General features: G+C 68.7%; 22 protein-coding genes and 2 pseudogenes. 7 read left to right on the forward strand and 17 right to left on the reverse strand.

What is annotated here, in order from left to right; translation table 11 throughout:
- Positions 1 to 2: 2 nt before the first annotated feature.
- From BLV25_RS07130 to hisC, 7 genes are all read right to left on the reverse strand, one after another.
- Entirely contained in the window at positions 3 to 1,277 is a 1,275-nt protein-coding gene (locus BLV25_RS07130) for a hypothetical protein (protein WP_092731780.1), read from the reverse strand.
- A 139-nt stretch (positions 1,278 to 1,416) separates the two neighbouring features.
- Positions 1,417 to 2,568 (reverse strand): tryptophan synthase subunit beta, encoded by a 1,152-nt coding sequence (gene trpB / locus BLV25_RS07135; protein ID WP_092731783.1) that lies wholly within the window; start codon positions 2,566 to 2,568, stop codon positions 1,417 to 1,419.
- Between the two features lie 100 nt (positions 2,569 to 2,668).
- A complete protein-coding gene (locus tag BLV25_RS07140) occupies positions 2,669 to 2,884 on the reverse strand; it encodes a hypothetical protein (RefSeq protein ID WP_143114397.1) in 216 nt (71 codons plus the stop codon).
- 152 nt (positions 2,885 to 3,036) lie between these two features.
- Positions 3,037 to 3,273: a hypothetical protein gene (locus BLV25_RS07145; protein ID WP_021074122.1), complete on the reverse strand. Its 237-nt coding sequence runs from the start codon at positions 3,271 to 3,273 to the stop codon at positions 3,037 to 3,039.
- A 73-nt stretch (positions 3,274 to 3,346) separates the two neighbouring features.
- Positions 3,347 to 4,006 carry a CDP-alcohol phosphatidyltransferase family protein gene (locus tag BLV25_RS07150; protein WP_092731791.1) on the reverse strand — a complete coding sequence of 220 codons (660 nt, stop codon included), beginning with the start codon at positions 4,004 to 4,006 and terminating at the stop codon, positions 3,347 to 3,349.
- Positions 4,007 to 4,099: 93 nt separating this feature from the next.
- On the reverse strand, positions 4,100 to 4,618 hold the full coding sequence (locus tag BLV25_RS07155; RefSeq protein WP_021074125.1) for an adenylate kinase family protein: 519 nt from the start codon (positions 4,616 to 4,618) through the stop codon (positions 4,100 to 4,102).
- Positions 4,618 to 5,712 carry a histidinol-phosphate transaminase gene (gene hisC, locus BLV25_RS07160; protein WP_092731794.1) on the reverse strand — a complete coding sequence of 365 codons (1,095 nt, stop codon included), beginning with the start codon at positions 5,710 to 5,712 and terminating at the stop codon, positions 4,618 to 4,620. Before hisC ends, BLV25_RS07155 begins: the two co-directional genes overlap by 1 nt.
- A 202-nt stretch (positions 5,713 to 5,914) precedes the next feature.
- Between hisC and BLV25_RS07165 the strand changes: the two genes are divergently transcribed.
- Positions 5,915 to 6,634: a metal-dependent hydrolase gene (locus BLV25_RS07165; RefSeq protein ID WP_021074127.1), complete on the forward strand. Its 720-nt coding sequence runs from the start codon at positions 5,915 to 5,917 to the stop codon at positions 6,632 to 6,634.
- A 116-nt stretch (positions 6,635 to 6,750) separates the two neighbouring features.
- Positions 6,751 to 7,149 carry an OsmC family protein gene (locus BLV25_RS07170; RefSeq protein ID WP_021074128.1) on the forward strand — a complete coding sequence of 133 codons (399 nt, stop codon included), beginning with the start codon at positions 6,751 to 6,753 and terminating at the stop codon, positions 7,147 to 7,149.
- Positions 7,150 to 7,225: 76 nt separating this feature from the next.
- Here the strand turns inward: BLV25_RS07170 and BLV25_RS07175 are convergent, their stop codons facing one another.
- Positions 7,226 to 8,023 (reverse strand): HAD-IIA family hydrolase, encoded by a 798-nt coding sequence (locus BLV25_RS07175; protein WP_092731797.1) that lies wholly within the window; start codon positions 8,021 to 8,023, stop codon positions 7,226 to 7,228.
- A gap of 163 nt (positions 8,024 to 8,186) precedes the next feature.
- Between BLV25_RS07175 and BLV25_RS07180 the strand changes: the two genes are divergently transcribed.
- Positions 8,187 to 8,960, forward strand: a complete 774-nt coding sequence (locus BLV25_RS07180) for a GTP cyclohydrolase III (protein ID WP_039401600.1) — start codon at positions 8,187 to 8,189, stop codon at positions 8,958 to 8,960.
- Between the two features lie 45 nt (positions 8,961 to 9,005).
- On the opposite strand, the gene BLV25_RS17320 is transcribed toward BLV25_RS07180, so the two are convergent.
- The 3 genes and pseudogenes from BLV25_RS17320 to BLV25_RS07190 form a co-directional block, all read right to left on the reverse strand.
- A complete protein-coding gene (locus BLV25_RS17320) occupies positions 9,006 to 9,803 on the reverse strand; it encodes a sensor histidine kinase (RefSeq protein ID WP_143114398.1) in 798 nt (265 codons plus the stop codon).
- Positions 9,804 to 9,983: 180 nt separating this feature from the next.
- Positions 9,984 to 10,497: pseudogene (locus BLV25_RS17820) on the reverse strand (MEDS domain-containing protein); the annotation flags it as partial.
- A gap of 117 nt (positions 10,498 to 10,614) precedes the next feature.
- Positions 10,615 to 11,385, reverse strand: a complete 771-nt coding sequence (locus tag BLV25_RS07190; RefSeq protein WP_021074132.1) for a creatininase family protein — start codon at positions 11,383 to 11,385, stop codon at positions 10,615 to 10,617.
- A gap of 128 nt (positions 11,386 to 11,513) precedes the next feature.
- Here BLV25_RS07190 and tenA point away from each other — a divergent pair, with 128 nt between their 5' ends.
- The 3 genes from tenA to BLV25_RS07205 all read left to right on the forward strand — a co-directional run bounded on the left by tenA (position 11,514) and on the right by BLV25_RS07205 (position 14,416).
- Positions 11,514 to 12,179, forward strand: coding sequence for a thiaminase II (gene tenA, locus BLV25_RS07195; protein ID WP_021074133.1), 666 nt, complete (start codon positions 11,514 to 11,516; stop codon positions 12,177 to 12,179).
- A gap of 70 nt (positions 12,180 to 12,249) precedes the next feature.
- A complete protein-coding gene (locus BLV25_RS07200; RefSeq protein WP_092731803.1) occupies positions 12,250 to 13,851 on the forward strand; it encodes a sodium:solute symporter family transporter in 1,602 nt (533 codons plus the stop codon).
- 55 nt (positions 13,852 to 13,906) lie between these two features.
- The gene (locus BLV25_RS07205; protein WP_218128611.1) at positions 13,907 to 14,416 is read left to right on the forward strand and encodes a hypothetical protein; all 510 of its coding nucleotides are present in this window, start codon (positions 13,907 to 13,909) and stop codon (positions 14,414 to 14,416) included.
- A gap of 53 nt (positions 14,417 to 14,469) precedes the next feature.
- On the opposite strand, the gene BLV25_RS07210 is transcribed toward BLV25_RS07205, so the two are convergent.
- The 6 genes from BLV25_RS07210 to BLV25_RS07235 form a co-directional block, all read right to left on the reverse strand.
- Positions 14,470 to 14,907, reverse strand: coding sequence for a hypothetical protein (locus BLV25_RS07210; protein WP_021074136.1), 438 nt, complete (start codon positions 14,905 to 14,907; stop codon positions 14,470 to 14,472).
- Between the two features lie 74 nt (positions 14,908 to 14,981).
- Positions 14,982 to 15,353 (reverse strand): DUF3784 domain-containing protein, encoded by a 372-nt coding sequence (locus BLV25_RS07215; RefSeq protein WP_218128612.1) that lies wholly within the window; start codon positions 15,351 to 15,353, stop codon positions 14,982 to 14,984.
- 24 nt (positions 15,354 to 15,377) lie between these two features.
- On the reverse strand, positions 15,378 to 16,217 hold the full coding sequence (locus BLV25_RS07220; RefSeq protein ID WP_256335669.1) for a hypothetical protein: 840 nt from the start codon (positions 16,215 to 16,217) through the stop codon (positions 15,378 to 15,380).
- A 79-nt stretch (positions 16,218 to 16,296) separates the two neighbouring features.
- Positions 16,297 to 16,749 (reverse strand): ArsR/SmtB family transcription factor, encoded by a 453-nt coding sequence (locus tag BLV25_RS07225; RefSeq protein WP_092731806.1) that lies wholly within the window; start codon positions 16,747 to 16,749, stop codon positions 16,297 to 16,299.
- An 85-nt stretch (positions 16,750 to 16,834) separates the two neighbouring features.
- Complete coding sequence (locus tag BLV25_RS07230) at positions 16,835 to 17,644, reverse strand: DUF7847 domain-containing protein (RefSeq protein ID WP_092731809.1); 810 nt, start codon at positions 17,642 to 17,644, stop codon at positions 16,835 to 16,837.
- Positions 17,645 to 17,792: 148 nt separating this feature from the next.
- Complete coding sequence (locus BLV25_RS07235; RefSeq protein ID WP_092731812.1) at positions 17,793 to 18,506, reverse strand: hypothetical protein; 714 nt, start codon at positions 18,504 to 18,506, stop codon at positions 17,793 to 17,795.
- Between the two features lie 77 nt (positions 18,507 to 18,583).
- Here BLV25_RS07235 and BLV25_RS07240 point away from each other — a divergent pair.
- Positions 18,584 to 18,824: pseudogene (locus BLV25_RS07240) on the forward strand (IS6 family transposase); the annotation flags it as partial.

The raw sequence follows: 18,824 nt of genomic DNA on the forward strand, positions 1-18,824 counted from the left end.
AACTACCCCAGGAAGTCGAACGTGACGGCGATCGCTCCTCCCGGAACGCCCCAGTAGGCGAACCGATACCGTCCGGGCTGGAGGTCGGGACAGACCGTGAGCCGGTCCGCGAGCGGGTGTCCCTCCACGACCCCGTCCTCGGTCAGCTCGAGCGCCCACTCGAACCCCTCGCCGGGCGGGTGGCCGACCCCCTCGTCGGTGTACTCGAACCGGGCCGGGTCCCCGCGCGCGCCGCGGACGTCGGTCCACCCCTCGCTCGTCCGGACCTGGAGGGCGTACTTGTGTCGATTGCCGGTCGTCAGGGTTCGCCCGGCGACGTTCACCAGATCGATGGAGACGGTCTCGCCCCGTTCGAACCGAAGCGAGTCGTCCGAGCCTTCGGGACCGCGTGCGCGAAGCGCGAAGGCCGGATCCGGCGGTGCGGCGTCATCGTCGTGGGTCTCGCTCCCATCGCCGGCACCGTCGGCCCCGATCGACCCGTACGCGACGTCGGCCTCGTCGAACCAGGCGGGATGTCGCTCGAAGTCGTCGGCCGAACAGCGCAGCGCGTCCGGCTCCGCGGGCGGGTCGGTCGGCGGGCGAATCCGGCCCGGAAGCGTCGCGGGATCGATGAGCGGGTCGGTCCCGTCGAGTGTGGCGGCGTCGCCCCAGCCGTTCGTCACGGTGAAGGCGGTGCCGGCCGGGAGGTCGTCCCCCGACACCCGGACGAGCGCGGCGGGGTAGGTGATGGCCTCCCCGCAGCCGACGTCGCCCCGACTCGTGTCCACAGCCGTCGCAGTTCCGGTGATCGCGTCCGACTCGACCCGGACGTCCCGGACCTCGAGCCTGGCATAACAGGTGTTGGGTCCCACGCTGCCGACGTACAGCAGCGTCGCGTCCCCGAAGTCCGTCTCGTCGACGAACTCCCGGATCGCGGCGCTCCGTTCGGGGCCCTCCCGGAGGTCCTCGAGCACCCACTGCACCCCCGCGGGCGAGTCGAACCGGGTCACGTACCCGACCAGTTGGTCCGTCCCCGAGGCGGCGTCCCTGGCCCAGCGCGGGGCGGCGCTTTCGGCGGGCAACCCGATCGCGACCGCGCGGTCGCCGACGCGCTCGACCGGCCCGTCGCTCGGCGGGTCCGGCTGATCCGTGGGGGTTTCCTCGCCGGGGTCGGTCCCGGGTGGCTCGTCCGTCCCGTTTCCGCCCCCGTCGGTCGGCGCGTCGAGGCAGCCGGCGACGCCGAGGCCGGCTGCCGTTCCGATCCCGAGGAGGACTTCGCGTCGCGTCGGAGTCGTCATCGAGCGACGGTTCGTCCCTCGCCGATAAGTACCTTCCAGAGGCACAAACGGCCGCTTGAGTCACGGTTCCGCCGGCGGCTCCGTCCGCAGCTCGCAGCCTGTAGCCCCTCGCAGCCCGTAGTCCGTAGCCCGCAGCTCGCTACAGATCGAACCGTTCGGCCGCGGTCTCCATGTCCTTGTCCCCGCGCCCGGAGAGGTTCACGAGGATCGTCTCGTGTTCGCCCGCCTCGGCGAGCTCGATCGCGCGGGCGATCGCGTGGCTCGACTCCAGCGCCGGAATGATCCCCTCCGTCTCGCTCAGCTCGCGGAAGGCGGCCAGCGCGGCGTCGTCGTCGACCCCGACGTACTCGGCCCGGCCCAGCTCCCGGAACATCGCGTGCTCGGGGCCGACGCCGGGGTAATCGAGCCCGGCGGAGACCGAGTGGACCTCGACGTCCTCGTCGATCACGCGCGTCCTCATCCCGTGGATGACCCCGTCCTCGCCGCGTGCCAGCGGCGCGGCGTGACGGCTCGAGTCGGTTCCCTCGCCGCCGCCCTCGGCCCCGTACAGGGCGACGTCGTCGTCGCGGAACGCGTGGAACAGGCCGATCGCGTTCGAGCCGCCGCCGACGCAGGCGACCGCGGCGTCCGGCAGCTCGCCGGTGCGGTCGAGGAACTGCTCGCGGGCCTCCCGGCCGATGACCGACTGGAAGTCGCGGACCATCCGCGGGAACGGGTCGGGACCGACGATGCTGCCGACGAGGTAGTGGGTGTCCGCGACGTTCCCGGCGAAGTCCTCGAGGGCGGCGTCCACGGCGTCGGCCAGTCCGGCCCCGCCGCGTGTCACCTCGTTCACCTCGGCGCCCATCAGGCGCATCCGGAAGACGTTCATCCGCTGGCGCTCGACGTCCTTTTCGCCCATATAGATCTCCGTGTCGAGGTCCAATAGCGCGCCGACCATCGCGGTCGCGGTGCCGTGTTGGCCCGCGCCCGTCTCGGCGATCAGCCGGTCCTTGCCCGCCTGCTTGGCGAGCAGGGCCTGCCCGAGCGCGTTGTTGATCTTGTGGGCGCCGCCGTGAAGCAGGTCCTCCCGCTTGAGGTAGACGTCCGCGCCGTAGCGCTCGCTCAGCCGTTCGGCGTGGTGGAGGGGCGTCGCTCGGCCCGCGTACTCCTCGAGCAGGCGACGCAGCTCCGCCTGGAACGATTCCGTGTCAGCGATCTCGTCGTAGGTGTTCGCGAGCCGGTCGAGCGGTTCCTCGAGCGGGTCGGGGACGTGACGGCCGCCGTAACCCTCGAAGTCTCCCTGTGGCATCGTCCCCCCGTTCGTGAGGGGTGCTTAAAAAGGTCGACGCTCGACCGGCCGTCCCTCCGGGAACGCCGTCGGATCAGGACGATCCGGCGGCAAGCCCCGACTATCGTTTCTTTCGCCGCCGCTTGGTTACCGTTCGCAGCGCCTCGACGGGTCGGTCCGCCGCGAGCAGCCGCCGGAGCTCGGCGCCCGTTTCTCCGTCGATGAGGTCCCGATCGAGGAACTCCTCGACGAGCGCCTCGGCCTCAGCCTCGTGTTCGGTCTCGGTGCCGGCGTCTCGGAACCCCCCGGATCCGTGCATCGTGGTACCCTCTACCACGACCTAGTGGAACGATGACTTATATATCTATGGTAGTCAGTAACGTTCGATCCGAACGAAATCCGGTCGGTCGGGCCGAACCGCTCTCCGCTCGGTCGCTTGCACGTCACCGTGGTCGGGAGCGACCTCGTCGACGTCGTCGACGACGTGCCTTATAAACGGTCGTCCTCGATGCTGCCCGGATCCTGGGCGGTGTCGAACATGTTGTTCTCGGCGCTTTCCATCATCTCGTCCCGGGGCTCCTCGTCGACGATCGTGACGTTGTACGCCTCGATCCCGGAGGCGATGAGCTCCTCGGCCGCCTGCTCCTCGCTGACGAACTCCTGTTCGGCCAGCTGCTGGAACTCGGAGTACACGTCGTCGGACAGCGACAGTTCGAAGGTCGGCATATCGCCCCGTATTCCGTCGAGACTTTTAAGTAACGGGGTTGGGGGAGCGCCGGGAGCCGTGAGCTATGCGACGCTACAGGTCCGCCCAGGCGCCCCGGAACCGCTGGAGCGCGGTGAGGTGTCCCACGACGGCGAACAGCGCGAGGAGGATCGCCACGAGGCCGATCCCGGCCGGACCGATCGCGGACCCCACGACGGCGGCGATCGGCTCCGGAAGGGCGTCAGCCGAGATGACCGGGCCGGGAACGACCGCCGCGAGGACGCCCGTCACGCCGACGAGCGCGAGCCGGTCGGCGCGCCCGAGCAGGCCGCCGTACTCCCGGCCGAGCCCGACCGCCTGGATCTGCGTGCCGAGATAGGAGGTCATCAGCACGCCCGTGACCGCCGCGAGGCCGAGCCCGTACCGGCCGATCCCGGCCGCGAGCCCGGCGAGGATCGCGATGTCGGCGTACCGGTCGAGGACGTGGTCGAGGAGGTCCCCGCCCGAGGACTCCACGCCCTGCTCGCGGGCCAGGGCGCCGTCGACCAGGTCGAGCCAGCCGTTGACGTACACGAGGACCGCGCCGGCCAGGTAGCCGGCCGGCGTCGCGAGCGCGAAGGCCAGCCCCGCCGCGACCGCGGCCAGGAACGCCAGGACGCTCACCCCGTCGGGAGTCAGCCCGAGCCGGTCGGCCGCCGAAACCCACGGGCCGAGCAGCCGGTTCGCGAGCGGTCGCAGGCCGTCGAGCGTCATCGGCTTCCCTCCCGGGTCATCGGCTCCCACCGTCTCCGTTCGAGTTCCGTCGGCGTCCGCATCGATCCGGGTCCCGTCGGCGTTCGCATCGGTTTATAAATACCCCGTGAAGTCGACCGTTCCGGCGCTCGGCTCGCGGTCGCCGTCGATGACCGCCTCGATCTCCGCGGCCACCGCCGCCGGCTCCGCGTCGGTCGTGTCGATCTCGTGGACGTGCTCGCGCCCGAAGCGCTCGACCGCCTCGGAGAGGATCACGTCGAGCGCCTCGCTCTCGGCGTTCTCCCGCGCCTTCGCCGGCGGTTCGCCCCGTTCGGTCAGCCGCTCCTCGAGGGTCTCGGGGGCACACCGGAGCACGACGACCCGGTCGGCGTCGAAGTAGTGTGCGAGATGCGACTCGAGGATCCCGTCCCAGTCGCCGAGCCGGTCGGCGATCGCCTCGAGGTCCGCCACCAGCGAGCCGCGGTCGTCGTCGCGCTCGGTCCAGAGGTCCTCGTCCGACTCGATCAGCTCGTTGAGGTGGATGACCGTGTGGTCGCCTCCCTCCTCGGACTCGAGCAGCCGCGTCGCGGACGTCTTCCCGGTTCCCGGGGTGCCGGTGACGGCGACGCGCATCAGGCCGAGACACCCGGTTCGAGCCGCGCGAGCACGTCGTTGATCGCCTCGACGGCCGCCCGCGTCTCCTCGCGCGTGCCGGTCGTCACGCGGACGTGCTCGGGCAGGCCGAAGGAGGTGCAGTCCCGGACGATGATCCCCTCGCGTTGGAGCGCCTCGGTCACCGCCTCGGCGTCTCCCACCTCGATCAGCACGAAGTTGCCGGCCGACTCGACCGTCGGCGCGTCGACGTGCTCGCGGACGTACTCGCGGCCCCACCGCGCCGACTCGATCGAGCGGTCGACGTGCTCGTCGTCGGCCAGGGCGGCCAGCGCCGCCCGGCAGGCCAGCTCGCTCGCGGCGAAGGGCGTGTTCACGCGGGCGTAGGCGTCCGCCCACGCCTCGGGGACGAGCGCGTAGCCGACGCGCAGGCCCGCGAGCCCGTAGGCCTTCGAGAACGTCCGGAGGACGGCGACGTCCGCCCGCTCCTCGAAGAGCTCGACCGCGGAGGGCGTCTCCGCGAACTCGCCGTAGGCCTCGTCGACCACCACGAGCGTCTCCTCGGCGGTCGCGTCCGCGAGCAGCCGGACCTCGGCGAGATCCATCACGGAGCCGGAGGGGTTGTGCGGCGAGGTGACGTAGATCATTCGCTCGCCGGCGTAGGCGTCGAGGACGGTCTCGGCCGTCTGCTCGAAATCGTCCGCGGGGTCGAGCTCGTAGGTCGCGACCTCGCCGTGGTGGTACCGCGCGGACATCCCGTAGTAGGCGAAGCCGGGATCGGGAGCCAGGATCCGGTCGTCCGGCTCGAGCATCGCGCGGGAGAGATAGTCGATCGAGCCGTCGGCGCCGGCCGAGAGCCACACTTGCTCGTCGTCGAGGGTCCACTCGGCGGCCAGCTCGGCGATGAGGTCGGCGTGTGAGGACTTCGGATAGACGCTGATCGACTCGGCGTGCTCCCGGATCGCGGCGACCGCGTCCGGGCTCGCGCCGTGGGGGTTCTCGTTCGAGGAGAGGGTGACGAGCTCCGCCGGGTCGATCCCGAGCTCGCGGGCGACCTCCTCGTCGCCGCGTCCGGGAACGTACGGGGAGTGCTCGGAGAGGTCCCGTGTGTGCATACCTTCCCGTCCGGGAGCGGCGGCCTTAAGAGTGCAGCATCCGGTGTCGTCGCGGTCGGACGTCGAGTACGTTCGGCCTCCGTCCCCAGTACGTTCGGCCCCCGTCCGAGATCCAAGCCTACGGGAGCGTCCCGTTTTTCGGTTACGCTCCCGGAGCGGGCGGCGACCTTTATTAGTCATCCGACCGATGACACGAACGCATATGGAACTCACCTGGCACGGCCACTCCACGTGGCACGTTTCGGTCGGCGGGACGGACCTGCTCATCGACCCGTTCTTCGACAACCCGAAAACGGACGTCTCGCCGGAGGAACTGGACCCGGACTATCTGCTCTTGACCCACGGTCACGCCGACCACATCGGCGACGTCGACCGCTACGAGGACGCCACCCTCGTGGCCACGCCCGAGCTGGTCGGCTACGTCCAGGACACCTTCGGCCACGACAGCGCGGTCGGCGGAATGGGAATGAACCTCGGCGGCACCGTCGAGTGCGGCGACGCCTTCGTGACGATGGTCCGGGCGGACCACTCGAACGGGATCGACACGGGCTACGGAACCTCCGCCGGGATGCCGGCCGGATTCGTGGTCTCCGACTCGAAGCCGACCCAGGAGTCCGACGCCGAGGCGTCGACGTTCTACCACGCCGGCGACACGAGTCTGATGGTCGAGATGCGCGAGGTCATCGGTCCGTTCCTCGAGCCGGACGTCGCCGCGCTGCCCGCCGGCGACCACTTCACGATGGGGCCCGCGCAGGCCGCGATCGCCGCCGACTGGCTCGGCGCGGACGTCGCCATCCCGATGCATTACGACAGCTTCCCGCCGATCGAGATCGACACCGACGACTTCGTCCGCGAGGTCGAGGCGACCGCCGGCCCGAGCGAGCCGGTCGTCCTCGCGGGCGACGAGAGCTACGAGCTGTAGCGAGCGCTCCGAACCGTCGCGGGAGCTCCGAACCGTAACGAGCGCCACGAATCGTCGCACGTCCGCCGCCCGAGGCCGATACCCTTTAGGTCGTCTCGTGAGGAGGTCCGCACGGTATGTCCGACATCGAAACCACGACGGTCAGCGACGAGGGATACGCGTGCACGAGTCAGGTCGGCGACTTCGACCTCCAGATCGACGCCACCGGCGAGACCGGTCCCGACCCGAACACGGCGCTGGTCGCGACGTACGCCTCCTGTTACATCCCGGCGTTCCGCGTGGGCGCCCAGCAGCGCGGGATCGAGGACCTCGGCACGGTCCAGATCGACGCCTCCGCCGAGCTCGACGATGACGACGACCTGGCGTCGATCGCCTTCGACCTCCACGTCGAGGCCGACGTCGACGACGACGATCTCGACGAGATCGTCGCGCGCGGCGAGGACATCTGTCACGTCCACTCCGCGCTCCGCGAGGAGCTGCAGGCCGACATCGCGGCGTACGCCGACGCGTTCTGACGACGACGCGATTCGCCGTCCGACGACGACGCGGCCCGACGCCCGACGACGGCACCGCGATTCGCCGCGCCGCTTCCTACCGCTTTTTCGGTCCGTCCTCGAGCACCCGGTCGATCTCCGCCAGCGAATCGAGGACGTAATCCGGTTCGTGGGTGCTCGCGGCCAGCCGCGCGTCGTCGGTGACGCCGGTCCGGACGAGAACGGTGGTCATCCCGGCGCGATCGCCGAATGCGATGTCGGTGTCGAGCCGGTCGCCCACGACGAGACAGCGCTCCGGATCGCGGCCCAGCCGCTCCCGGACGAGTTCGACCGCCGGCTGCGAGGGCTTCCCGAGCGTGATGTCCGGGTCCCGCTCGGCGACGCCCGCGATCGCGTTGATCACGGCGCCGGACCCGGGGACGTTCCGCTCGGCCGCCGGGATGACGACGTCCGGGTCGGTCCCGATGAACGGGATGTCGCGCTCGAGCGCCCAGAGCGCGTCGCGGAGGTCGCCGTAGTCGAACTCGCGGTCGATGGACGCGACGAGCGCGTCGGCCGCGTCGGCGTCGTCGATCGTCGAGAGGTCGGCCCCGTCGAGCTGGGTGTACAGGCCGGACTCGCCGATCACGAAGAGGTCGTCGTCGGGATGCCGCTCCCGGAGGTACGCGACCGTGACGGTGCCCGCGGTGACGATCCGATCCGGCGCGACCGCGAAGCCGGCCGCCGCGAGCCGGTCGGCGTACGCCGGCGGGGCCTTCGTCGGGTTGTTCGAGACGAACAGCGGATCGATCCCGGCCTCCCGGATCCGGCGGTACCCCTCGGCGGCGCCGGGCACCGGCTCGTCCCCGCGGACGACCGTGCCGTCGACGTCGAGGACCGCTCCCTCGTAGTCCATATCGGTGCCAGGGGCCCCGGCGTAGTAGGGGTTTTGTCGCGGCCGGGAGAGGCAACGATCGCCGTCGGGCAGTGACGGGTCGTCTCCGTCACGAATCCGTGATGTGGCCCATTCTGTGGATAACGGAACCCTCAAACGACCCCGGAACGCATACACGGACATCGTGACGACCACCCAGGTAACGCTCGTTCAGATCGACAACTACGGTCCGTGGACGGTCACCCCCGAGCCGCGGCGCGAGATGGACCTCCAGACGATGCAGTCGCGACTGTTCGCCGACGTCGCGCAGTTCGTGGGGTCGCGGGACGGCTACGCCTTCTTCACCCGGTTCGACAACATGGTCGCGGTGACGAACGGCCTCGACGACCGCGACCACGAACGGCTCCAGGCGACGATCCGGAACCGCTACCCGGTCACCATCAGCCTCGGCGTCTCGGTCGCCGAGCGCCCGATCGACGCGCTCGAGGACGCGACCGGGCGGATCCAGGCGGCCGGCAGCGCGCAGGACCACAGCCGGACCGAGGTGCTCGCCGGCGAGTACGTCGACGTGCCCGGCGACGACGACCTGTCGATCGCCCACTTCGACGTGAACGACGCGACCGGCAAGTACACCGACCAGCTCAACGAGTTCGACTCGTTCATCCGGATCGAGCAGGGGTACGCGGCCCTGATGAAACACCTCCGGGAGGAACACGGGGCGCTCTCCTTCTTCGTCGGCGGCGACAACATCATCTCGGTCTGCCCGGATATGGCCGAGGCCGATTACCGAGCGGCGATCGACCACGTCGGCGAGGCGGCCGGCGTCGACTTCAAGGTCGGCGTCGGTCGCGGCCGGTCGGCCCACGAGGCGGGGTTCGCCGCCAAACACGCCCTCGAGGACTGCCGGTACGAGGGAACGACGGTCGAGTTCGCCTCGCCGCCCGCCATCACGGAGTGACGCGCTGCGCCGCAACCGTCTCGCCGGTCTCGCAGGGTGACCGACTCACCGGTCGACGCGCGGCAGCCTGATCGCGACCGTCGACTCGCCAGTCCCGTGGTCGGGGAACGACATCTCGCCATAGGAGCCGTCGACGACCCACTTGACGAGCCAGAGGCCGATCCCGCCGCCGTGTTCAAGCGGCGTCTCCGTTCCCTCCGACAGCGCGCGCCGGTCGTCCTCCGGGATCGGCGGTCCGGGGTTCGAGACCGACAGCTCGAGGAACCCGCCGTCCGTCGCCGAGACGGCGATCGACACTTCCGGCGGTCCGTCGGAGCCGTCCTGGTGGGTCACGGCGTTGACGAGCAGCTCGACGATCGCGATGTCGATCCGCTCGTGCGCGATGACCCGGTCGAGGGCGGGGTCGACATCAGTCGCGTCGGCGTCGGTGCCGGAGTCGTCGCCCGAATCGATCGCCACGGGGTCCCCCGCGATCTCCAGGGAGAACTCCGCGTCGGGATACCGGTCGCGGACGCGCTCGACCGCGACCCAGATCTCGGCCAGCGGGTCGACGGACTCGATCGTCTCGTCCGTGAGCGTGCCCTGGATGTGGCGGGCCTTCTCGGACCGATCGACGACCCGCTCGGCGTACTCGATGCAGGTGTCGACGTGCTCCCGGGTCGTCGAGCCCGGAGCGGCCTCCTCGCGCAACAGCTCGAGGTAGCCGAGGACGACGTTCAGTTCGTTGCGGATGTTGTGCCGGAGCGCCCGGTCGACGACGGACAGGCGCTGTTCGCGCCGCGAGACCTGCCGGCGGGCCCGGGCGAGCTCGTGGGTCTGTTCGAGCATCAACCGCACGTCCATTCGGGACTCGTCCCGGGTCCCGTCCGCCGTTTCGGACGACCGACTCGACCGGCTGCACCGCTCCGAGGGCGGAACGTAAAAGGGGTTCTCACAGAGCGTATCCGCGTAGACGATCCGCTCGTGGGTCCAGACGGCCGCCGCGATCGACCGGTTCGTGAACCGCCCGAGGTCGTACTGACATAGGGCGGTCACCGGGAGGTCCGGACAGCACTCGTCGAAGCCGACCTCGAACTCGAGGACGTCCTCGAAGTCCGACCCCGTCCGGAAGCTCCAGGTCGCCGGCGACGCAGAGCCCCTCGTGACGCTCGCTCGCGTCCGCCTCGCGGGCCCGGTCCGCGAGGAGCTCGACGGTTCGGTCCGGATCGAAGGTTCCGGGCGAGTAGACGTCGCTCGCCTCCGCGATCTCGAGGTCCCCCGCGTCGATCCGCCGGTCGACGTCGATCCCGGCCGCCTCGAGGGCCGACTCGATCGTCGCCGTCTCGTTGGCGTCGGCGAGGTAGAGACACCGCCGGTCGTTCGTGAGCGCGGCCTCGAGGAAGGCAGCGGCCGCCCGGAGCTGCTCCGCCGTCGTGTCGTAAAACAGCGCGAGATGCCGCCCCAGCTCCTCGCGGTCGAAGGCGGCCCGCAGCGATTCGTACCGGAGCGCGTCCGTCCCGGTCGGGGACGAGCGATCCTCCGACTCCGGCGTGGACATACACGGGGTTCGACGATCCAGGCAGTTAGCCCTTCGGGTGCGAGCGTGACGGTTCGGCTCGCGTGGCTGTCCGTGTCGCGTGCTGTATGGATCCGCCTGGCTGAACGCGTCACGCGGCTACGCGTGCTCTTTCGGCAGCAGATCCTCGAACGGCTGGTCGTCGAGCCACTCGCAGAGCTGGACGAGCTGGTCGGTGGCCGCCTCGAACAACTGCTCGCCCTTCTCGGCGGTCGCGTCCGTCTGGTCGCCGAGGACGCCGTTGTCCGTGTTGTCGATGGCGTCGTAGAACGTTCGCGCGCCGTGTCGGTTCATCTCGCTCGCCTCGAACTCCGGGAAGCCGCCGTCCCGCGCGTCGGCGAGACGGTCGTCGTGGACGAGCTCCGGGCGCAGATGCTGGATCAGCGCCGTTTCCTTGGGCCCCCCGTGGGGACCGTTCCGCTCGAAGAGGTCGTCGACGAGCTCCGGGATCGAGTCGTTCCACATCCACTCGACCGCGTACAGGACCTCCTCGTCCCGGAGCCGGCGACCGACCTCCCGGAGGTGCTCGACGTTTCCGCCGTGGGCGTTCACGTAGATCACGCGGTCGATCCCGTGGTACGCCAGGTTCCGGGTGAACGACTCGACGTAGTCCCGAAAGACGGGCGCGTCGACCCACATCGTGCCGTTGAACTGCCGGTGGTGCGGGCTCACCCCGACGTTGATCGTCGGCGTTCGGAGGAAGCCGGTCCGGTCGGCGGCCGCCCGCGCGAACCCCTCCGCGATCAGGTGGTCGGTCGCCAGCGGGAGGTGGGGACCGTGCTGTTCCGTCGACCCGAGCGGCACGAGCGCGAGGGATTCGTTCTCGAAGTACGCGTCGAGGTCCGGCCAGGATTCCGCCGCGAGATACATACCGTTCGATAGCGGACGGCACACGCTTGAATCTGTGCAAAGGGGCCGATCAGCCGGCGTCACCGGACGGTGTTATTACTTAGTAATATTAGTTAGTTATATCACGCTCGATGCCGTCACCTTCGGACATGAGTTTCACGACCGATCTCGAGTCGGTGGCGGAACCGATCTGGGACGACATCCTGTCGCACCCGATGGTCGAGGCGCTCGGGGACGGAACGCTCGATGAGGAGCCGTTCCGATACTGGGTCAGACAGGATTACGTCTATCTGGTCGAGTACGCGCGGGTGTTCGCCACCGGGGCCGCGAGGGCGCCGGATCTCGATCGGATGGCGACCTTCGCCGAGCTCCTCGAGTCGACGATCGCCGACGAGATGGACCTCCACCGCGCGTACGCCGCCGAGTTCGGCATCTCCGAATCGGCGCTTGCGGCGACCGAGCCCTCGCCGACCACCCGAGGCTACACCGACTTCCTCGTCCGAGTCGCGTCGACGGGCAGTTTCGGCGACCTGGTCGCCGCGCTGTTGCCCTGTATGTGGGGCTTCAACGAGACCGGAACCCGTCTCGCTCGGCGGGGAGTGCCCGACGACGACCGATACGCGGACTGGATCGAGACGTACGCCGGCGCGGAGTTCACCGAGCTGACCGAGTGGTGCAAGACCCTGCTGGACGACGTGGCCGCCGACGCGAGCGAGCGGGAGCGCGAACGGTACCGCGACCGCTTCGAGACGTCGGCGCGCTACGAGTACCGGTTCTGGGACGCCGCCTGGCGCCAGGAGGAGTGGTCGGCGTGAAAGCAGCTTCCGGATCGCGAGGGCTGGCTGCCTCGGTGGCGCCGCCGGCGGCTTCGGGGGGCGAGACGCGATGGTGACCGCCGTAACGGCGCTCGGCCTCGCGGTCGTCACGCTGGTCGTCTTCACCGTCGTCGGGATCCGGCTCTCCCGGGGGCGGGTTCGCTCCGTGGAGGACCTCATCGCCGCCCGCGACTCCGCCGGCAGCGGTCGAACGGCCGCGACGCTCGTCGCCTCGGTGATGGGCGTGTGGATCCTCCTTTCGGCCCCCGAAGCCGGCGCGCTCTTCGGGATCGCCGCGGTCGCGGGCTACGCGGTCGGCGAGTCGCTCCCGATGCTCGTCTACTCGCGGATCGGCCCCCGGATCCGCGAGGTGATCCCCGAGGGACACGCGCTCACCGAGTACGTCCTCGTCCGCTACGGCCGCGGGATGTACGCGCTGGTGCTCGCCGTCAGCGTCCTCTACATGTTCGTCTTCCTGGCCGCCGAGCTGACGGGGATCGCGCAGGCGTTCCACCACGTCGCGGCGGTCCCGCGGTGGCAGACGGCGACCCTCGTCGGCGGATTCGTCCTCCTGTACACGGGCTACGGCGGCCTGCGGGCGAGCATCGCCACCGACACGATCCAGACGCTGATCGTCCTTCCGCTGCTCGCCGCGGCGGCGCTTGCGGTCGTTCTCGCGAGCGGCGGGACGGCCGCCGTCCACCGTGGGGTCGTGGCCGCGAATCCGACGCTCCTCGATCCCACGTACGTGCCCGGCATCAGGTTCGGGATCGCGCTCGTCTTCGCCGTCCTCGGCGCGGAGCTCGTCAACCAGACCTGGTGGCAGCGCATCTACGCCGCCGACGGGTCCCGAACGGTGGAGCGTGGCTTCCGAGCCGCAACCGTCGTCAACGGGCTGGTGATGGTCGTGGCGACGCTGCTCGGCGTCGTCGCCGTTGGCGCTGCCGCCGTCGAGACGAGCGGCTCGGGATACAACGCCGGTATCGCCTTCTTCGTCCTGCTCGAAGGCGCCGCCGGCGAGGCGGTCGTCCTCGGGGTGCTCCTGTTGGCGCTCGCCCTCGTAATGAGCACGGCCGACAGCCTGTTCTCGGGGCTGGCGAGCCTCGTGACGGCGGATCTCCCGCGACTGCTCGCGGACCCCGACGACCGGACCCTGCGGCTGGGCGCACGGGCGCTCACGGCCGTCGTCGCGATCGCGGCGATCCTGGTGAGCCTCCGGGCACGCAGCGTGCTCCGGCTGTTCTTCCTCGCCGACCTGCTCGGCGCCGCGGTCGCCGCCCCGATCGTGTACGGCCTCTTCTCCCGCCGACTCTCGGGGGGCGGCGCGCTCGCGAGCGCCCTCGGCGGCCTCCTGGTCGGCGCGGCGACCTTCCCGTTCCCCTTCGGCCTCCACCGGACGCTCGATGCGGCCCTGGGCGGCGCGCTGCCGGCGCCCGACGCGACCTATCTGCTCCCGTTCGCCGGCGCGTTCCTCGTTTCGTCCGGTCTGACGCTGCTTTTCGCCCGGCTGGGCGACGACGAGTTCGACTTCGACCGGCTCTCACGCGAGATCCGACGCCTCGACGACCCTGCCCGCCCCGACGACCCGACGCCCGCCGCGGACGGCGGGCTCCCGAGCCCGGATCGCGAGGACGGCGGCGGCGAGCCCGACGGCGGTACCGATCGCGAGTGAGGACCTTCCCGTGAACAGCCGAAAGTTGTTTGTTACCAAATCACATAGATCTTATATGGGTACAGTCACCGTCTCACGAACGGAATCGCTCCGGTATACGTGGGGAGCGGGAATCGCGGGAGGGTTCGTCGGTGGCGTCGGGATGGGGTTGATCCTGCACCTGGGAGCGAACATGATGCCGCTCATCGGGGCGCTCTACGGACGACCGACGGTGGTGGGCGGATGGGTCGGCCATCTGGTGAACAGCGTCCTGATCGGCCTCCTGTTCACCCTGCTCGTTTCACGCCCCGTCGTTCGTCGGCAGCTGACGACCACGTTCGGCTGTCTCGTCTCCGGCGTCGTCTACGCCGCGGCCGTCGGGCTCGCCACGACCGGGATCATGTTGCCGATCTCGATGAACGTGCTCGGGAGACGAACGATTCCGGAACCCATCCTTCCGCTGCCGGGGATGGTCGGCGGCATGCTCGTCGTCCTCTCCGTGGGCGTCGCCCACCTCGTGTACGGGTTGTTGCTGGGCGCCACCTACGGCGTCATCCATACCCGACCCGACCCCGGCGACGGATGAGGGGTGGGCACGTCCCTCCCCGCTCCGCCGTCGGTCGACGGCCGCCGGTCCCGCTACCGGCGAGCGACGCCGACGTATGCGAGGCCGATGCTTCCGAGAAGGATCAGGACGCGATGGACGACGTCCGGAAGCGGGAGGATCCGGTCACCTGCGATGCCGACGATCGCGAGAAGCGTCGCGATCGCCGTCGAGAACGGACGGGATGTGAGTCGATGCGTGAAGACTCGAAGCGACCAGTATCCAGTCTCCGCCGTCGACGCGAGGCCGGCGCCGAGCGGCCGATTCCCGTCGGGATTCTCGGCCGGAGCGAAGTCGGGGTACTCCGCGAGCGGAACGGTCACGATCTCGCCGGTGTGGAGGCGCCGTTCCCCGGCGTCCGCAACGCGGAGCAGCGTCACCGTGCCCTCGCCGCGTCCGACGACGCGATAGATACCGTCCGGGACGTCGGCGTCGACCGGCTTGACGTGGTCGTATGGTTCCGGAGGGATCATCCGTGGGTCGGCACGGCGTCCGTTGCGGGAACGGTCCCCATCGCTCGTCGTCGGCCCCGGACACGAGACATCCGTTAGGTCGCGTTTGATGGCGTGTACGTTCGAAGGCGGTAGATCAGTCGCGCGACGGCGAGGAGGATGATCACGCCGAAGACGGCGGGGAGGTACGACGGCACGTCGGTGATGGCCATGAGGACGCCGAGCGCGATCGCGGCCACGCCGATCCGAAGGACGGCGTTTCCGACGACGTCAGCGACCACCTCCTCGGGAACCGATGACGTCTCGTCGTATCCAGCTATGAGGAACGTCCAGCCCCGGAACCTGATCAGCGCTCCCGCGATCAGGAGCACCGATCCGACGCCGAGCCACTGCAGGGCCGTGGAGGGCACGCCGAGCATAGTCGTCCCGTTGGTCCCGCTCCAAGTTGAATCATCCTGATCGTTCACTGCCGTACCACGCGATCGCCTGCATCACGAGACGATCGCCTGGACGTAGACGTGTGCGTACGCGCTTGCCCACACGATGGAGAGCAACTCGGAGACGCTCGCCGCGATCACGTCCACCGCCGGCGCCACCCACGCCAGTCTCGCCCCCGTCTCGGGGAGGGACGCCGGCAGCTGGAGTCCGAGCACGCTCCCGAGGACGAGCACGACGATGAGCACGAACTTCCCGCGGTAGTTCGTCGTGACGTGCCAGCTCACCCGAAGCGACTCGACGGGACCGTACCGACCGATGACGCAGGCCTCGGGCGCGAACCAGAACGTGAACAGCAGGAGCAGCATCGGCACGAGAAAGACGGCCCCGCCGACCGCCGCGGCGACGGGAAAGCCGACGAGTGCCACCGGATCGCCGGGGAGAACGCCGACCAGAACGAGGAGGGGAAGGCCCACGAGGGACGGGATCGTCAGCACGAATCCGACGATGAGCAGGATCACGCCGACCAACGCCGGCGTCCGCGCGAGGCTTCGCTGGATCCCCTCGCGTATCGTGACCGGGTCACCGGTCAGCTCCCCGGCGACGATCGTGCCCACGTAGGCGCGGATCAGAAAGAGGAACGCGAACGCCGCCGCGGCCTCGAACAGGTCAACCACGGGCAGCGGGAGCACGGTGATGACGTCCGTCTCGAGCAACCGGTTGGCGAGGACGATCACGCCCGCGAAGGCGACGATCGAGGGACGGGAGCGAAACAGACCGACCGACCAGACCAACGCATCGAGGACGGTGCGCTCCGTGGCGGCCGTCTGAACGTTCCGGCAATCGAGGCAGCCACAGCCGTCGACGTCCGTCCGTTCCTTGATCGTCGGTGTCACGTCACATTCGATCGTTTCCCGACCGATAGAAGTCCTTCGGTTCGGTGAGTCGGCGTGGTCGGTCATCCGGCGTGGTCGGTCATTCGGCAGTGACGAGCTGTGAGACCGCTTCGCCGGCTGCAAGCAGGATCGACGGCGGGCCGAGCAGCGACGCGACGGACCTGAACGCGCGTTTGAGGCCCGGCCGATCGTCCTCGGTGCCGAGAAACAGCAGCGTCGGATCCTTCGAAACGACGTACACGCTCATCTCACGGCCCTTCTCCGAGTAGCAGGTGTCCGTGACCTCGATCACGCCGGCGGATTCGAGGTTCTCCAGGTGATAGTGGACGTTCTGTACGCTCTGGTCGAGTTGGTCGGCGATCCGCGACGGCGTCGCCGGCGTCTCGTTGAGCAGCCGGAAGATCTCGTAGGCCGTCTCGGAGGACAGCGCCTCGATCACGTCCCGCGTCGCGTCGTCGTCGAGACTCAACACGGCCGGGGTGTCGCTTCGTTCGACGGTGGTGTCGGTTTGCGTGGGGAGGAGTCGTGCCATGGTTACTGGTCGGTCCGCGGATGCAGGTCGCGGGGATCCGCTCGCGGAGCGTTCGAGGCCGGAGTACGTAGTTGTTGGTGGTATTTCATATTTCCTCCGCGGTGGCGGGAGCGGCAGCGATCAGTCGCAGGTAGTAGGCCGTGTACACCGTGTAGAAGTACGCGAAGCCGACCGCGGAAAGGGCGATCCCGATCGGGAGCAGGACTGCCATCGGAATCCCGAGGTCAACTGGGAACACCTCAGCCGGTCCAGCTTCCGTCATCGTCAACCGGAGCAGGTACTCGGGAAGCAGGAAGGCGTTCAGCAGGACGAGCCAGACCAGCGAAAACCCGGCGACGTTTTGAAGGTTCGAGCTGACGAGTCCGATACTTCTCCGGAACGCGCCGGTAACGCTCTCGTGTTCGATGACGATCGCGGTATCGTAAAACTGGACGAACAGAATGACGGCGAGGACGGACGCCAGCCAGATGAGCATCGAAACGACGCCCGCGACGAACGCAGCCATCTCGTTCACTGCGGCGAGCGCCATCGCTCCGATACCGAGGACGAACCCGATGAGGCTGAGTCCGATGGCAGCGCCGAACACGAGCAGCACGAACAATATGGTTGCGAGGAGCAGTGACGGGTAATGCGTCCGCGCTGCCGTGATAAAGCCGGAGAGCGACGCGTCCGTTCCGTCGATCGCGGCCTGAGCGGTGTCGATGAAGCCACCGAGAACGAACGGGAACACGACCAGCCACGCGAGCGAGGCGCCCGCTGAAAGCACCGGTGAGTCGATCAGGTGGTCCACGTATTGCAGTTGGCTGCCGCCGCCGATGAGGAGGCCGGGGGCGAGCAGGATCGGATTCGATCGGAGGGCGGTGAATCCGTCCGTGAATGCGGAGACGATGACCATCGTGTCTCCGGGTTACCGTCGTCGCATATTATGTCGACCGTAGCATCAAAACCGAATTTAACCGTTTGGGATGGCCGTCGACGACGGTTTGCGTGGAGCGCACGGAACGATGTCGGTTCGAGTGACCGGAGGACGACGAGACGCCGAACTAGCTTCGATCCCCGAGTGCTGCCGTCAGCGCCCGGAGCTGTCCCCACCCGTTGGATCGGAGTGCCGCAGGCAAGCGGCGGCGCGCTCCATCGAGTGCCGTCCGGAGGGCAGTCGAGGCGTCCTCGAAGATTCCCGTCCCGTGGCCGACGAGAACTCGTTGTGGAGATAGCCCCTCGAACACGGCTCGCGGTGGTGCGAACCGGCAGAGGAGGTACATCCCGAGCCGCTCCTCCGCCACCGTGTACAGTGGCGCCGTCCCGAGTATATCGGGGATGTAGAGCGTGTGATCGGCCGTACGGTAGGCGATCGCTTCGGACCACCCCGGAAACGGGCGGCAGCGACGCAACGCGAATCCGGAACTCCCGATCGTATCCGTCCCCGGTTCGACCGGACTATCGAGCGTGGATGCTGCGCGGGAAAGCCATGAGGGACAATACACCGGAACCTGGTGACGCGCGGCGAAACCGTTCGCATCACGGACGTGGTAGTTCGAACAGACGATAACGCCGCAGACGTCGCCGAGCGTCGCGAGTTCCTGGTCGATCCCCGGCGCGTCGATCGGATCGATGAGCCACACGCCGCCATCGTTCCCGACCACGGCGTGACTCGTCCGGCGACCAGTTTCGTTCGGATGTGCGAACCAGCCGACCCCGTCGTCCCGTCGATCGACGACCTCGTACTCCGAGGAGGGACGCCGATCGTAGATCGGCATCGTCAACTTTCGGGAAAGAGAGCGGGCGGTGTTTAGTTAAGCGTGAAAAGCGAGGCGGGTGAATTTCTTGCTGGTCTATGGCAGAAATTGCCCGCCTCACCGGTCATAGAGAGTGGATTGATTTGGATTTTGTGGAGCGAGAGCGGACACCCGAGTCCGCGATGGCGTTGGGTATTCAATCGCACGTTGCGGGACTCTCGCTGTCGAATACCGTCGATTTACTCGATTCACTGGGTGTCCAACGCAGTCGAAAAGCCGTCCACGATTGGGTTCAAAAAGCCGATCTACAGCCAGAATCCGGTAAATCACCGAATCAGA

The organism is Halopenitus persicus (assembly GCF_900107205.1).
GTDB lineage: Archaea > Halobacteriota > Halobacteria > Halobacteriales > Haloferacaceae > Halopenitus > Halopenitus persicus.